Raw genomic sequence first — 16,452 nt, forward strand, 5'->3', positions numbered from 1 at the left:
ACGATAGTTCGCTTAGAACTTAATTTTTCTTGTAGAATCTGTTTTTACGTTCACTTTAGCCTTTGGCTTGATCGTATTGATTCTCAGGCGTGAGGTATCTAAAAGCTTTTTGGGTTCTTCAACAACTACTGGTTTTGGTGCAGGATTCGCTGGTCTTCTTACCACACGTGTAGGTTCTGGAGTGTAATTAGTCAAACCATCATTTACTCTTCCTGAAACCCTGTTTAAAGCAATAATAGCCTGCTCATCACTCGGATTTTTCTCAACGGCCACTTTTAAAGCCTCCTCCGCCTCCTCCATATTTCCTAACTGCTCCTGGGTAAGACCAATCAGATAGTTGACTTTTGGAGTATCTTCGTTAATATCAAGTGCCTTCTGATAATTTTCCAACGCTTTTGAATAGCTTTTCCAACGGTAATAAATAGCTGCCGAATAAAGTAATACATCAGTCCTTTTGCCATCTATCGTTGCTGCCTTTTCATAATTTACGAGGGCACTGTCCAGACGTCCGAACTTGAAAAATACTAAACCTCGCTCTACAATTAAATCGGGGCTATTCGGAAATTCTACCATTGCTGATTTATTTACTACTAAAGCAGAATCATACATACGGTAATTCTGTAAAACTTCAGTTAGTCTTGAGTAGCCTTCTCTAAAGGATGGCTTCATTTCGATGGATTTATTTATCAAAGATATGGCAGTTAAAGTATCACCTTTTCTAGCTGCCAGAGTGCCTTTATAAAAATAAGTTTCACCATCGTATGGGGCAATTTGCAACGACTTTGCCAGATATTTCTCTGCAGATGCAAGGTCATTTTTTTGTTGAGATAAATCTCCCAGCAAGGTGTATAACTCTGGTGTGTCAACGTTGAGGATTTCGGCGCTTTGGGCAAATGAAAAAGCTTCATTATATCTCTTCATTTTTCTTAATATCAAAGCCTTAGTAAAGAGATATTTCCCGGTGTTTTGCTTTAATTGGTCCGCACGGTTAATATCTTCCAGCGCTCGTTCTGAATTACCTACTTTCAGAAATACTGCTGCTCTTTTAAAGTAATTCTCTGCCACACTTGGGTTACTTCTGATAGCGTCGGTCAAGGCATCAACTGCCGCAGTATTCATCACACTTTCTACCTGGAACGGAGAAGGTGGGATTTTCGAACGATCACGATTCCCCTGTCCACAAGCAGCAAGCAATACAGTTATAATCAGTAAAAAATATATGTTTATTCTTTTTTGCATCATTTCAATGACCAGCCAAGAGACGAGTCTCCAATATTTTCACAAAAATCCGAAAATTTTCTAACAATAAAAACCTTTGATAAGAATATAGGGTATGGTTTTCTGAATTTTAAATGTATTTCTTCTAATGGTTGCAAATAAGTAGTCACAATTCATCAATCGGACATTTATTGTTTGATAAAAATCTTTTCATCTTTTAAATTCAATCTCTATTTTTAAAGACAAATGATTTAGATAAGTATAAAACAATTGATAATGGAATCACAAGAAAATTCACTTAGTGCTCCGGTAAGTAAAAGAGTCGTAAATCTATTAGGGAACGAGGTTATAGAATTACTGATAAACAGTAACACCATTACACTTTTTGATATAGATAGTACTCATGAAACTAAAAATAAGACAATAACATCTACTCATTTTTACGGATATAAAATTAATGAGATTATAAAAGAACCCGTTCTGACTACTCAAGAAGATTTAAAAAGCTTTTTTCTTGGTTTAGCTACATATAACTGGGCAGGACCAGTTGCACCTTGTATAATTGAACCTGGATTTGCCATGGCATTTGGTAATTTGGAAGGTGAAAGCTTACTAAATATATTTATATGCTTTAGATGTGGCAAACTCCAATTTCAATGGGGAAATGGGAAAAACGAGATTGAAGCTTATTTTTATGGTTATGATATTCTGCTAATTATATTAAATGAAGTGTTTAAAGAATCGGAAAAAGTTAAGTCAATTATGTCTCAATTTTCAATTCACTATGATTCCAATGAGGATGATTTACTTTAAACCGATGCAAAACGATAAAATACTCCAAGTGGCAAACGTTTCTGAAAAGAATCCTGCAAAACCAGTTCTCCCATTTCAGGATTGGTAACGGCAGGATAATTTTGCTTGATAATGGTTTCAGCAATCACTGCCGAAAAGCCCATAGAATAGAGGTTCAGTATAAAAAAGAAGTTCTTGTCATCAATTAACTGGAGGCAGCTTTTAATTAACTCGTTAATTCCTTCTTCCAAAATCCATTTTTCACCGTCCGGACCTCTGCCATAAGCAGGTGGATCAAGTATAATTCCATTATATTTTTTGCCTCTTTTTACTTCTCTTTTTACAAACTTTAAGGCATCTTCAACCACCCAACGAATATCTTTTAGCTCGCTTATTTCCATGTTTTCTCTTGCCCATGAAATCGTTTGTTTGATAGAATCCACATGAGTCACATCAGCACTATTCCCTTTAGCTACAATTGAGGCACCGCCTGTATAGGCAAAAAGATTCAAGACTTTGGTGTCTGGAATACTCATTTTCTGCAATTTATCTTCAATATATTGCCAGTTTTCAGCCTGTTCGGGGAAAATACCTACGTGCTTGAATGAAGAAAGTGAGAGCTTGAATTTATATTCCCGGCCACCTTGTTCGTAGTTCATATACCACTTTTCCGGCATTTTTTTTAGATTATGCCATTCGCCTCTTTCATCCGGGCTTAATTGGTCTTTGCCCTTAGTTTTTCTGAAAATGGCCGAAGCTTTCTTTTCCCACGATTCTTCACTTAAAGATTTATCCCAGACAGCCTGCGGTTCAGGGCGTGCAAGGATATAATCGCCGAAACGTTCCAGTTTTTCAAAATTGCCCGAATCTATTAATTCGTAAGAAGATATTTTTGGATGAAGAAGTTGATACAAGGTTAATAGGTTTTAATGAAATCGAAATTACTGAATCTTACTCAAATAAATAATTTTCTTAATATTTGTCTGAGGCATTTGTTGCTGCCCTTTTTTACGCTTGTTTGGCTTTTCTTTGGGAGCATCCAAATCTTTAATGGCCTCAAATTTAATACGACTTCCGTCAGCAATAAAATAATTTCCGTACCAATTTCGTACACCATGATAATTTGGCACAAATTGAATGTTTTTTATATCAATTTGCTCTTCCGAAAGCCTGTAAGTAGCAGGTCGAGCAAATTCTGCCAGATTGTTGATGGTTAATGCTCCTTTGATACAAACAGCGGTTGATTTATCTTCTGAAACAGCCAAGGCTTCTTGTACCTGAGGCGAAATCAGATTCATGTCTATGCGATGCTGTGAAATGAGATTGCCTTCCAGATCGAAACTAGCTACGAAGCCGTTTAAATAATTATAGCCCTTGAAAACCTGTTTTGATTGAGTTCGGGGATAATTATAATTAGAACTGGCATACCGACCGTAGCTAGGGTAGGGGTCATAGCCATTATAATAGGGTGTACTTGTAGTAACTGTCTGAAAATTTGCCTGAAAGAAAGTACCTCCAATGGTTAGCGAATTATGACTAAAAACTGGTTTGATGGGTAATAAAACGAAGTTATCAATTATTTTCTTGACAGTAGCATCATCAATGACAGGAATACCCTTCAATAATTGGCGATAATCGTAAAATTTGGTAGTAGTGGTTTTGCCATCTTCTACCTTAGAAACATACATTCCTTTTATACCCGAATTTGATTGATAAGTACCTGAAATGAACTTGGTAGAAGGAGAAATTTCAGTCAGGGTGGCTGTTAATGGGAAATTACCAGCATTAGAAGCAATTGTGTTTTTAATAATCAGCTTGCCTGTGGTGTCATATTTGGCATAAACTACATATGCATCTTTTATAAATTCTCCTTTCTTTTTCTTCGCGTTAGTATAGGCCGATTCTTTAATAGACCACAGGCTTTCAATGATGTTCTTCCCGGCATCATAGTTGAAGTATTGCACTTGTGCTTTACCAATGAGTTCGGCTGAGATGAATTTACCTAAATCTGCATCAAAATTATAATTATAAAACACTGCCCCTTTTTCATTGACTCCAGCCATTAAAATGCGATTCTTGAAAAAGACATAATCCTGATCCTGAAAAAACTCTCTTAGCTCAAATCCATTATTATTAAATTTTCCGTCCTTTAAAGATATACTGAAAACCTGATAATACATTCCCTTGTTTTCGCTGAACATAAAGGTAATGCGTTCATTATCAATTGTATAGGAAGAAGGCTTTTTTTCTACATCAAGAAATATTTCAGATTCCCACAACTTCTTTAAATCAGTATCGAATCTGACAATAACGGCCTTGGTAATATCTTTTTTTGCAAATAAGATAATACCATCTTTGCCAAGCGGAATTAATTGTTGCCAGGTTGGCCGACCATTAACTTCAAATTCTACTGTTTTTAAAACTTGTGCAGAAACATGAATGTAATTTAATAAAAAAATAATAACCAATGCTTTTCTCATCAATACTAGAATTGAGCGACCGACGCCCGGTGAATTAGTGAATTAGTGATTGAGCGGTCCGCCGCTGCGGTGATTAAATCATAATTCATTCGTATAATGAACTACTCAGAATTGAGTTCTGCTAAAAAGCAATCTTATTCAGATAAAATACTTTTCTTGAACCACCTGTTTTATTAGCGATTTTCTGATACCCCCAAGCTAAATAATAGTTTTGATGCCAGTATTCAAGATCATCGGTAGCCGTATCTCTTACTCTATCTCCCTCCTGGTCAGTACCTACTTCAATTACCTTATTGCCTTCTACTACCTCATTGCCTCTTACTATTTTGCTTGATAACTTGCCTTTATTGCTATACACCAAGGTAATATCATTGTTGCTATCCATTTTAATTTTAACTTTCTCTTTCAGTTCCTGACTTTTTACATTATCGAAACTGAAACTATTATCCCATACAAGGTTGCCTTTCTCATCAAAAGCTGCTACTACCGCATGGGTATATTTAAAGCCATCAAACTGCTGGTTATTAAATCCTCTGCTACCTCCATATAGCCAAGGATTCCATGCCCAAGAATTCAAGCCATAGTATCGGTTAAAACTACTAAAACTGTTAAATCCGTAAGGGCTATAAAATGAGCTTCCGTACATACCTGACCCATAGAAATTATTGTTATTCCTGAATTCGGGGTAAAATACCTCGGCTACTAATATGTATTGATTGTCTTTTTGAATAATGTCGTGCACCAATACCCGATAATTCAATCGTAAGTCGCTTCCCTTATCACGTTTTTTTGTAATCTGTCTTTCAATTCTGTCCTGCTGCTTCTGTGACATAAACTTGAAGAAATTCTTGAATTCAGTAAAGCTATGCAGTTTTAAGTACTCAGGATTTTCTTCATCAACCTTACTGATATACAAACCTTGTGACATAGGTACACCGTTCGATTGATAACCTTTATAACCAAAATTGCCAATCATCAATTGAGTACCATCGTTTAGTGAGAATAGTTTCCCTGTCAAAAGACCATAATCATCTTCCGGCTCTACTGTTAATTGTTCTACAATTTTTCCATTCGGATTTATACGCTTAACAGCCATATAGCTTGAACGGCCTTTTTTTACTGAATAAGAAACTACCAGAAAGTTATTTTCATCATCAAAATCGATGGATGAAATACTGGCTGTTCCTTTCAAGCCTCCTGCTAAAATACGGGGCTGTAATTTTTGCAGGTTTACGCTCATCAACACAGGTTCTTCCTTTACCATTCCGGCCAGGTAAGCAAAATCATTATGTACTTTGAATTCTGATACCTCAAAGCGTGAGATATTTTCAAAGAAGAATTTCTGCATGATGCCTATGCCTGTCGATACTTTGATAATCTGGTAAAGATCGCTATTGAACCTGCTGAAAAGAAAATAAATATCACGTCCATCACGAGAATAGTCGACATATGACTGGTTTTCTTCCAGATCTCCGTTGACAGACCAGGCTTGTTGCAAATCTGTATCAAACTTGGTGATGTTGAATGTTTTCTTCGAAGTCTTTGACAATATCAATAAGCCTTCTTCACCTAAAGTAATTACCTGATATTTGTTATCATCTCCATTGGTTGGTATTTCTATGCGTTTAACACTCTGTGCCTGAACAGCAGTTAAGGTTAAAAGAAACGTCACGCTTGCCAATATACACCGTTTTACAAAAGCTAAAGTATTGGGTGAATAGTTGGTCTTTTCATGTGCAAATCTGTGATTGTTATTCATAACTTTTAGCGACTATAATGTCGAACTCCTCTTTTTTTACTGGTTGAACCGAAAGTCTGGATTGACGGATTAATGCCATATCCTGAAGTCTTTCGTCTGCTTTGATTTGTTGTAGCGTAACACCCTTTGGCAGTTTTTCGACTGCAGTTAAATCAACAACTACCCAACGAGTATCATCAGTGGTTGGGTCTGGATATGCTTCTTTGACTACTTTCGCGATTCCAACAACATCAAGACCAAGGTTTGAGTGGTAAAAAAGCACAAGGTCGCCAACTTTCATGGCAGCCAGATTATTGCGTGCCGCATAGTTTCTAACTCCATCCCACATCCCTACGCCTTGATTAACGAAATCATCCCATGAATATTTGAAAGGTTCTGATTTTACAAGCCAATAGTTCATTTTAACCAATAGTTTTAAGTGATGGGTAAATATAAAAAAAGCCCCAATAATTGGGGCTGAATAGCTAAAAATATTCTTATGGAAACTTAGGGAATTTTTTAAAGTCAGGCTTACGCTTTTCTAAGAATGAACGGAAACCTTCTTTGGCCTCATCAGATAAATAATAAAGTAAAGTCGCATTCCCTGCCAACTCCTGAATACCTGCCTGTCCATCCAGTTCAGCATTGAACGATGATTTCAACATTCTTACTGCCAGCGGAGATTTTTCCTGTATTTTTCTACACCATTCTACAGTTACTTCTTCCAGTTGCTCTAATGGCACTACCTTGTTTACTAAGCCCATATCTAATGCTTCTTGTGCATTGTACTGATCGCACAAATACCAGATTTCACGTGCTTTTTTCTGACCTACGATACGTGCTAAATAACTTGCACCAAAGCCACCATCAAAGCTACCTACTTTAGGGCCTGTTTGTCCGAAACGCGCATTTTCGGCAGCAATAGTCAGATCACAAACCACGTGCAATACGTGCCCTCCACCAATTGCCCAACCTGCTACTGATGCTATGACAACTTTAGGGATCGAACGAATCATTCTTTGCAGATCAAGTACATTCAGGCGTGGAATATGATCGTCTCCAATATAACCACCGTGTCCACGAACTGATTGGTCTCCACCGCTACAAAAAGCTTTTCCACCTTCACCTGTCAGAATAATTACTTCAATTGAAGGCTCTTCACGACAAAATGCCATCGCATCAATCATTTCTTTTACGGTCTGTGGACGAAAAGCATTATGTTTTTCAGGACGATTAATACTGATTTTAGCAATTCCCTCTAAAAAACTAAACTTGATGTCTTCGTACTCTTTAATTGTTTCCCAAGTCATAATATATATACAGAAATATAATTAGTAAAAAATAATATTTGGTTTTGTAATTGCAATGTTTGGTATTAGCGAAAGTTAAATTATGACCTGAGGAACTCAGTTAATCTAATTCATCGAGATCGATAGTATCTGTCCGGTCGTCTTCCTGAAAGAATTCAACTTTCCAGGTATGATCAGCCAATAAGAAAACTCTTGCTAAAAACTGGTTGAAAGGAAAAGAACGACCCCATTCGGACGGAGCTACCATTGATAAGATATCTGAGCCATTTTTCTTCTCATATAGATAATAGGTATGATTGATAATAGGTTCAAATCCGATAGCAGCGTCATAAATTCGTTCAGAAATATCAATCCGGTTTTTTATTTCTTTGGCTTGCTGTGCCAGCAATTCCATTTGTTTGTAAATCTTGCCTAATTGTTCATTGGTTTGCTGACGCATAGCCAATTGTGCTTTACCTTTCACTTTTCCGACATCTTCCGGGCGTATTACAGCACTACCTGCTGTATGCGCATATTCCATTAAGCCAGGATTATCGGCAACCTTAATTTTGTCTATCGGATTCTTTTCCATCGTGCAAATTTATTTTGAAAACTTTGTTTCCGTACTAAATATTTAAAAAATAATGATTTTAGATTGTGAATTTTAAATTTACTTGCTATTTGTCAAAACCAAAATATATACTTTTGAGTTTTAATTGAAAAAATAATATATACATTTCTTTCTGCAAATATATCTGATAATAGATAATAAAAGAAGCAAAAATTAAAAATAATAGATTAAATATCTGCTAAATTTAGAAATAATAGATTTTATAACTTTTTGAACGGTTAATTTGCGACCTTTGCTGATATTCTTACGTCTTAAATACAAACACAACATGAAAAACTGTTTCCTACGTTAATTTAAATCTTAGAAAATAATACTATGATCCCAGCTACAGACAGTAAAACAATTGACAGAAAAGAATTCATGAAACAAGTAGGAATCAGTTTTGGAGCAATTATGCTCATGAACTGTATTCAATCATGCAGCGGAGGAGATGCACCAGACCCCAATCCGGGTGGAAGTACAGATAAAGTAGATTTTACTTTAGATCTGACTAATGCTACTTATACAACCCTCAAAAACAAAGGAGGATTTGTAGTAGTAAAACCACAGAATATTATTGTAGCACATACCAATGCTGATGCTTTTATTGCTGTAAGTGCAATTTGTACGCATGAATCGGCTACGATTGGTTATAGAGCTGCCACTAATGACTTCCTATGCCCAAATCACCAGTCCGAATTCAAGGCTGATGGGACTGTGCAAAAAGGCCCTGCGACAACAGCGCTAAAGAAATATTCAGTTTCTTCTGATTTAACCAATAGTACTGTGCGTATTTTTGAGTAATTTTGTCTCATAATCTTAACTAAACCCTTCTTAATACAGTTAAGAGGGGTTTTTATTTTTGCTTATATGATATTTTTAGAAAAAGATGGAACGCTCATCAATACTGCTCCCAATAATATTTACTACAACAAAGTATTGAAATTTAAAGAAGCGTGGGACTCAGGGCAACAAACTTTCACAATACATACATCTGGTTCAACAGGTATTCCCAAACCCATAACCTTTACACGCCTACAATTAATTGAATCAGCTTATCTGACAGCCAAAACATTTGATTTGCACGAAGGTGACACAGCCTTTTGCTGTTTAAGTGTTGATTATATTGCAGGCATGATGATGTTGGTACGTGCCTTTGAAATAGGGATGGACTTAATGATAGTAGAGCCTAATTCAAGCCCATTTACTGGTATTGAAAAGCATTTATACCTGCTTAATTCAAATCGAGGAAAAAACTTCTTTGCCTTTGTTCCTTTGCAGATTCAAACAATTTTAGAAGAATTTGATAAGTTTTCAGATACACTCAACTCAGCAAAAGGAATCATTATAGGAGGCGCGGGCATTAGTGAATCAGTTCATGAGCAGATTCAGAAAATCCATGCACCTGTTTATGCTACTTATGGTATGACAGAAACGCTAACTCATATTGCTATTAAAAGACTTAACGGCCCGAATCAGGAAGGTCTTTTTAAGGTTTTAGAAGGTATTAGCATTGCTCAGGATGAGAGGGAATGCTTGAAAATTAAGTCTAAATCAACTGATGGCGAATGGATTTTGACCAACGATATTGTAGAATTAGTCGGAGAGAATCAGTTTAAATTAATTGGCAGATACGATAATATTATTAATAGCGGTGGGGTTAAAATTCAATTAGAAAAAGTTGAAAGCGTAGGGGAGGAAATACTTGCCAAACTAAAGTTTCGTGGGAGGTTCTTTGCTTACGGCGTGCCAGATAATAAGCTTGGGCAGAAACTGATTCTGGTTGTTGAAAGTAAAAAGCCACTTTCGAATGGAAATGAATTAGGACTCAATTTTTCTGAAAAATTACCTAAATTTGAGATTCCAAAAGAAATCTTTTTTGTTGAAAAAATGATTGAAACACCCACCGGAAAAATCGATAAAACTAAAACCGTCAATGTCTACGTTCTCCCTCAAATATCAAACCTCTGAAAATATACCACCGCCGTTTGCACACGCGATTGAGCTTTCAGGGGAAATTGTACAAAACAAAGAATTAAGTCTTTCATTTGAATTAACTTATCTGGACAGAGACCTTCTGAGTGAAGAGGAAATCACTGATGAGGGTTTCTCTGGAAATGATGATTTTAGCTGGCAAGGAACTCTTCCGGATGTATGGAAAGATATTTTATATGGAAACCTGAAATCGGCCAAACCTTTAAAAATTAAAGGGCTTGAGCCGCATCAGGATTTCTGGCAGCTTGATCTGGATGGACAAACATTTTATCCCTCAAATGCTGAAAAACTGTCCTATATTATGGAAGAAATACAGCAGGCGGTGTTTGAAAAAGCCAAAAGAGAATTACCCTTGCATCTGATTTTCTTTAAGAATCAATCAGGTGAAACAAAGGAAGTAACTATTAAGGCTTCGTTTGTGGAGAGAAGTGTTGAAATAAGCCGAAAGGAAAATGATCAATCTGAAAAAACCTCATTTTTGCCTTGGGAAGAATTGAATTTTATCCTGAAAAATACTTTTTCAGGAGAGTTTATTATAGATACAGCCTTTAACCAAAAACCTGCGCATAAAGGTACTTTTGTGAATATTGGCGATGGCTATTGGTATGAAGTAGGTAAATCTTTATTAATCGAATCTTATAAAATTCAGAAGTTATTTAAACTTTAATTGTGGGCATAAAAAAAACTCATCTCTAAAATTTGAGATGAGTTTATGCATTATCTATTCAACCTATGATTATTAATTCGCTCCCTGAATACGGGTATACTTTGTAAAGGTTACATCCTTATAAGTACCCGTCCAACTCAACAAAAGGGTTGTGCCTGCTTTCGGTGCACTTATTCCCAAATCGGCCCATGATTTTGTCAATGTTGCCATCCCTTTGTCATTTGTTGTCAAATTTCCAATTTTTGCTCCCCCTCTAATTGATAAGGCAATGGGTAGAGACTTTACTGCAATAGAATCTATACCTTTGGTATTATCCAGAATATTGGTTTTATCCAGCTCAACTAATTTAATCGAGAAGGTTACATCCTTCGTAATCTTGCTCGAAACCGTTGGCTCGGTAGTTAAACCAGATGAAGCAACTCCGCTTTCATCTATTACTAAAAATAGTAAAGGAGAGACTACTCTATCTACGAAAGGATCTTGTTTTTCGCAGGCTGATACCAGTATGATTAGCCCTAAAAATAATATATATGCGGTCTTTTTCATGTTCTTTTTAGTTTTAATTGATAAATTCAGTTTGCCGAAAATCATTTTTCAGCCCACCAGAGTTTTGTTCTCATATTATCTGCACCACCATTGGTCGAAATCCCTTTATCAAGACTAGCTTTATTCAATGAATATTCAGTGGTAGGGTAGGGTAAACGTGTAGGTAGAACACCTTCATTCTCAAAAACCGCTCTAGGGTCTTTGGCTGGTAATACGGGGAAACCCGTGCGACGATATTCCGTCCAGGCCTCTACTGCGTTGCCAAATAAGGTTATCCATTTTTGATCCAGGATTTTTTCTCTGGTGGCTGTTCCATAGTTTTCAAAATAATTAGCAGGAACAGTTACTTTATACTGATCATAAGATGCCTGAATGCCTTTTTTCATGTAGGCATCTGCATCGCCTGAAATATCGCCATCAATAGCCGCTTCAGCCAGAATCAATTGTAGTTCACTATAAGTCATGATTACACTAGGTGTTGTTGCTTGTGTAAAATAACTACCTAATGTTGAAGCTGAGCTTAAAAATGTGGTAGCAATTGCATCAGGCAAACCATTTGGAATACCTTCATATTTACCTGCGCCGTTTGTATTAGCAAATACTGATAAGCGAGTATCTCCGATACTTGTCAGTTTATCAACAAAGGTTTTGCTCATGCTCCAGTCAGTACGGCTGCCCATCACCATTACCTCATGCCATTCGTTATTACTTGGGCGGGTAGCGGTATTTTTCAAAAGCGCATTGTCGTCATTGCTTGTGAAAATTGGAAATTTTGTTGCATCACCTAAAATTTCAGTCATCACAGCTTTTGATTCAGCTGGTTTCTTTGCTGCCTGACGATTGGCTAAACGGAGTCTTAAAGAGTTGGCAAATTTTTTCCATTTCAGAATATTGCCCTCATACAAAATGTCTCCTGAAATAGCAGGGCCGGTAACGCTTAATTTTTCGTTTGCCACCTTTAAATCGGCTAGTAAGCCCGCGTATACTTTATCCATTGAATCGTATTCTGGTGTATAGATAGGTGTACCATCTGTGCCTTTAAGTGCTTGTGAATAAGGAATGGCTCCATAAAGGTCGGTCAATACAGAAAATATCCAGCTGCGCATTACAATAGCAGCACCTTCATAATTTGCGTTAGGCGTTTTACTATCAGTACCTGCTTGTTTAATAATACTGTTGAAATTTACCAAGCCATCATTGAAAAACGACTTCCATGTATTATTGTAAAAAGTTGGGGTAATTCCATAATTATCTCCTTCATTTGAGTAGATATTTCTTGATAGGTACTGAATCCAAAGCATAGCACCATCGAGGTTCAGACGTTCAAATCTGATATTACTTCCCCAATATCTATCCACCGATTTTTCGATGGCATATGGCAATAAATATTGCGGACTTATGCTTGTCGGGTTATTTGGGTCAGTATTCATTTCGTCGAATTCTTCTGTACACGAATTCAAAGAAATACTCAATAAAACCAGTATTGAGGCTAATATTTTATATGATTTCATAAGATTCAAGTTTAGTAATGAAAAACTAATTCCTCTGATCAGAACCCAAGATTCAAATTGAATCCAAGACTTCTTGACGATGGTAATTCACCATAAGCAAACCCTTGTGAGTTGCCACCGAAACGGTCAACTTCCGGATCGATGTGAGGAGCGTTTTTAAATAAGATAGCCAGATTTCTACCTACTAAAGAAAGTTTCGCATGTTGGATTCTTACCTTTCTTAGCATTGATTCAGGCAAACGAATACCTAATGAAACCTCACGTAGTTTGATATAGCTACCATCGAAAATAGCTGCTTCATGGTATCTTCTTGGGTTATTATAGCCATAGAATTGATTGGCAGCTATCATTACATCATTCGGTACATATTGTGGATTTTCAGCCGTACCCACATTTTTTACCCCTTTACCAATAACACCTTCTTCACGTCCAATAGCTGTTTCGGCATATTGGCCTGTCCAACGAGCTGTTCCTGTTCCTTCATCGAAGAAATCACCCCCTTTTTTCACGTCAACCAAAAAAGTCAGGCTTAAACGTTTATAAGATAATGTGTTCGACATACCGCCAGTCCAATCAGGTTGAATGTTTCCTAATACTCTTGGGGTGGTTTCAACAACAGGCAAGCCATCTACATAAACCAATTGCCCATCAGGTGCATGTTTGAAACCGATACCATACAAGGAACCATAAGGTTGACCAACTTGCGCTATCGAAATCAAACCTCTGCGTTCTTGTAAGGTATAAGTTGTAAGTCCTTCCGCCAATTCAACAACCAGGTTTCTGTTTCTGGCAAAGTTGAGGGCCACATCCCACTTAAAGCCGCTAACTGTTTCGAATGGTGTACCTGATAAGGTAATCTCAATCCCTTTGTTGTTGATTCTACCTGCGTTGAGTATACGTTTATCATAACCGCTGGCTTTAGAGATTTCAACACCGAGAATCTGGTTTTTGGTTGCCTGGTCATAATAAGTGAAGTCTAATCCCACTTTGTTTTTAAAGAAACGAAGGTCAAGTCCTAGTTCAATTCCTGTCGTAATTTCAGGTTTAAGGGTTGAGTTAGAGATGGTTATGTTCTCATAGTACTCAGGAATAGAGCCATTCCATGAGCCACTGGCACGGAAGGTTTGTGCCAACTGATAAGGATCGGCATCGTTTCCTACTTGTGCTAAACTGGCTCTTACTTTTCCGAATGACAGGATATTCTTAGGAATATTTATCAAATCTGTGATAACAGCACTGGCTGAAACTGATGGATAAAAATAAGAACGGGCGTTGGCTGGTAAGGTGCTTGACCAATCGTTTCTGGCTGTAACGTCCAGGAAAAGGGCATTCAGGTAACCAAACTGTACGGAACCGTATAAACTTTGCACATTTTGTTTTTCGATACGGCTGGCTACCGAGTTCTGGCTTGGGTTAGAGTTAGACAAGTTATACACTCCGTCTACTACCAGTTCACCTACGTTTGTGAAATTTCTCTTGTAATAATTGGTTCTGAGCGCTCCTCCGGCTTGTGCAACTAAAGAGAAGTTTTTGCCAAAGCTTTTATCAAAGCTTAATAAGAAATCATGATTGCTTTCCTGACGACGAAGCACTTCTTCAGAATACGTACCCGGAGTTTTGTTTCCGTTACGTACTCTTTCAAAGTTAGCAATGTTAATTCTTGTGTCAGTCCATAAATCAGTTCCTGTTCTTAACATTAATTTTAGGTAGGGTAGAATTTTGGCGTTGATGGCGATATTTCCTACAAGACGGTCTTTATCGTTTCTATTCGGTAAATATTCGTTCGTATAATAAGGGTTAGTAAAATAAGTATGTTGCCAGTTCGGTGGGTCATTGTCAGGCAATTTACCGGCAACTGCTCTCTGGATATGAACATCTTTATAGTCGGCATAATTAGCCAGTTGATCCCACGAAACGTGTCTGTGCGACCAGATGAAAGTATCACCATTCTGATAAGTACGGTTACCACCAGACTTGATATACTCTCCTGATACTGTGGCAGAAAGATATTTAGTAAGATTATAATTTGAATTGACCTTGAAGTTACTTCTTTCAAAATCATTGGCATAAGCAATTCCTTTTTGATTCAATCTGTCGAAAGCCACACGGAAACTTCCTTTTTCATTGGCTCCAGATAGGGCAATGTGATTGGTAAATGAAGTTCCGGTTTCCCAGAACTCATTCCAGTTATTCGGTTGTGGAGTCAATGGAGCAACTTGTTTTCCTGTAAACCATTGGCGAACCAAACGTCCGTCCATTGGTGCACCCCAGCTCTCATCAGTTCCGTCTGTACCGGTAGTTCTTCCCGGATTTACGAAGCCATAAGCCGCTTTATATTGGTCATAGGCATCTGGTTGAATCGTACCGCTCCAACCATCCGAATACCAGGTAGTATAGCCATTACCGCCACCATAGGTATTCTGAAAATTAGGTTTTACCAGTGGACGCTCTGCTGTAAAGTTGGCATTATATTCAACACCGATTCCTTTAGAACCTGCACCGTCTTTTGATGTGATTAGAATAACGCCATTAGCTGCTCTTGATCCGTATAGAGCTGCGGCATTAGGCCCTTTAAGTACAGAAATATCTTTAATATTATCAGGATTTATTTCAGAAATCCCACCTCCGAATTGTTTATCATATTGTTGTTGAAGAGGCACACCATCTAATACAATTAGTGGCTGATTATTACCTGAAACGGATGATGAACCACGAATCTGGATGGTTGAGCCACTACCCGGCCCACCATTGCTGCTGATCCTTACACCAGCTATACGTCCGGCTAATGAATTAACTACGTTATTTGAACGAGCTTCAACCAGATTATCCCCCTTTACTTCCTGTTGAGAGAAGCCTAAAGATTTTTTCTCACGCGAAATGCCCAGGGCTGTTACTACTACTTCATTTAATGCTCTAGAATCAGCCTTCAGTGAGATTTCATAATTTGTTCTATTATCTATTTTTTCTTCTAATGTGGCAAAGCCGATGGCGCTGAAAACTAAAATTCCACCCGATGCTGGTACTTTAAGAGAGAATTTTCCGGTAGCGTCAGTTAATGTTCCTATGGCTGTTCCTTTTAAGGCAATTGAAACCCCTGGTAGTGCACCTTCTTCGATTGAACTTACAACCCCAGTCAGAACCTTGTCCTGAGCCAGAATGCTTAAGGGGAGAAGCAACATAACTGTCAAGTAGTATAAATGTTTTTTCATAAGTGTAAGGTGTTAGTAAAGGTTTAATTGAAACAATAGGTAAGTGCGCTTTACGAAGCTGTCCGACTCAATCAATCGCCCGAAGTTCCGACCGCTCAGTTTCGAGGTATGATTGAAGTCGGGAGCCACGTCAGCAAGAGAGGTGCAAGCCTGTCTCTTCTAATCTTTAAGGTTTAGATATTTAGTTTAATTTATTGACGTCAAATGGGTAATAGATGCCCTGTACATGCCGGAAATGGTCATGTAAATAAATTAATAACTCTTTAAATGAGTTTTCTGAATATATTAAAATGGTATTCAGCAATTGCCAATAGTCGTTAATCTTAGATAGACTATCAGCCCCGCAACTTCGCTAATGAGAAGTTTCTATGTTATAGGGTTTCAGATACTCGGCTTT

At 37.4% G+C, this 16,452-nt stretch carries 14 protein-coding genes; 4 read left to right on the top strand and 10 right to left on the bottom strand.

Annotated features, from left to right (window positions below):
* Window positions 1-12: 12 nt before the first annotated feature.
* Window positions 13-1,194, bottom strand: coding sequence for a tetratricopeptide repeat protein (locus tag ACYVFA_RS08760; RefSeq protein WP_460471442.1), 1,182 nt, complete (start codon window positions 1,192-1,194; stop codon window positions 13-15).
* Window positions 1,195-1,494: 300 nt separating this feature from the next.
* On the opposite strand from ACYVFA_RS08760, the gene ACYVFA_RS08765 reads away from it, so the two are divergent.
* Entirely contained in the window at window positions 1,495-2,031 is a 537-nt protein-coding gene (locus ACYVFA_RS08765; protein ID WP_460471443.1) for a hypothetical protein, read from the top strand.
* On the opposite strand, the gene ACYVFA_RS08770 is transcribed toward ACYVFA_RS08765, so the two are convergent.
* The 6 genes from ACYVFA_RS08770 to ACYVFA_RS08795 form a co-directional block, all read right to left on the bottom strand.
* Entirely contained in the window at window positions 2,028-2,924 is an 897-nt protein-coding gene (locus tag ACYVFA_RS08770) for a class I SAM-dependent methyltransferase (protein WP_460471444.1), read from the bottom strand. The two genes, ACYVFA_RS08765 and ACYVFA_RS08770, sit on opposite strands and share 4 nt — an antisense overlap.
* 27 nt (window positions 2,925-2,951) lie before the next feature.
* Window positions 2,952-4,490, bottom strand: coding sequence for a hypothetical protein (locus ACYVFA_RS08775; protein ID WP_460471445.1), 1,539 nt, complete (start codon window positions 4,488-4,490; stop codon window positions 2,952-2,954).
* A 121-nt stretch (window positions 4,491-4,611) separates the two neighbouring features.
* Window positions 4,612-6,249, bottom strand: a complete 1,638-nt coding sequence (locus ACYVFA_RS08780; RefSeq protein ID WP_460471446.1) for a hypothetical protein — start codon at window positions 6,247-6,249, stop codon at window positions 4,612-4,614.
* Window positions 6,242-6,649 carry an EVE domain-containing protein gene (locus ACYVFA_RS08785; protein WP_460471447.1) on the bottom strand — a complete coding sequence of 136 codons (408 nt, stop codon included), beginning with the start codon at window positions 6,647-6,649 and terminating at the stop codon, window positions 6,242-6,244. Before ACYVFA_RS08785 ends, ACYVFA_RS08780 begins: the two co-directional genes overlap by 8 nt.
* Window positions 6,650-6,725: 76 nt before the next feature.
* Window positions 6,726-7,538: a 1,4-dihydroxy-2-naphthoyl-CoA synthase gene (gene menB, locus ACYVFA_RS08790; protein ID WP_460471448.1), complete on the bottom strand. Its 813-nt coding sequence runs from the start codon at window positions 7,536-7,538 to the stop codon at window positions 6,726-6,728.
* 100 nt (window positions 7,539-7,638) lie between these two features.
* Window positions 7,639-8,109: a DUF2452 domain-containing protein gene (locus ACYVFA_RS08795; protein WP_460471449.1), complete on the bottom strand. Its 471-nt coding sequence runs from the start codon at window positions 8,107-8,109 to the stop codon at window positions 7,639-7,641.
* A gap of 354 nt (window positions 8,110-8,463) precedes the next feature.
* Here ACYVFA_RS08795 and ACYVFA_RS08800 point away from each other — a divergent pair, with 354 nt between their 5' ends.
* The 3 genes from ACYVFA_RS08800 to ACYVFA_RS08810 all read left to right on the top strand — a co-directional run bounded on the left by ACYVFA_RS08800 (window position 8,464) and on the right by ACYVFA_RS08810 (window position 10,789).
* Window positions 8,464-8,931, top strand: coding sequence for a QcrA and Rieske domain-containing protein (locus tag ACYVFA_RS08800; RefSeq protein WP_460471450.1), 468 nt, complete (start codon window positions 8,464-8,466; stop codon window positions 8,929-8,931).
* A gap of 66 nt (window positions 8,932-8,997) precedes the next feature.
* A complete protein-coding gene (locus tag ACYVFA_RS08805) occupies window positions 8,998-10,098 on the top strand; it encodes an acyl-CoA synthetase family protein (RefSeq protein ID WP_460471451.1) in 1,101 nt (366 codons plus the stop codon).
* A complete protein-coding gene (locus ACYVFA_RS08810; RefSeq protein ID WP_460471452.1) occupies window positions 10,064-10,789 on the top strand; it encodes a hypothetical protein in 726 nt (241 codons plus the stop codon). Before ACYVFA_RS08805 ends, ACYVFA_RS08810 begins: the two co-directional genes overlap by 35 nt.
* Before the next feature lie 72 nt (window positions 10,790-10,861).
* Here ACYVFA_RS08810 and ACYVFA_RS08815 read toward each other — a convergent pair whose 3' ends face one another.
* From ACYVFA_RS08815 to ACYVFA_RS08825, 3 genes are read right to left on the bottom strand one after another with little or no spacing between them, the layout of a single operon-like run.
* Window positions 10,862-11,335, bottom strand: coding sequence for a hypothetical protein (locus tag ACYVFA_RS08815; RefSeq protein WP_460471453.1), 474 nt, complete (start codon window positions 11,333-11,335; stop codon window positions 10,862-10,864).
* A 41-nt stretch (window positions 11,336-11,376) separates the two neighbouring features.
* Window positions 11,377-12,846, bottom strand: coding sequence for a RagB/SusD family nutrient uptake outer membrane protein (locus ACYVFA_RS08820; protein WP_460471454.1), 1,470 nt, complete (start codon window positions 12,844-12,846; stop codon window positions 11,377-11,379).
* Between the two features lie 38 nt (window positions 12,847-12,884).
* On the bottom strand, window positions 12,885-16,025 hold the full coding sequence (locus ACYVFA_RS08825; protein WP_460471528.1) for a SusC/RagA family TonB-linked outer membrane protein: 3,141 nt from the start codon (window positions 16,023-16,025) through the stop codon (window positions 12,885-12,887).
* Window positions 16,026-16,452: the final 427 nt, after the last annotated feature.

The sequence above is a fragment of the Emticicia fontis genome, assembly GCF_054779675.1.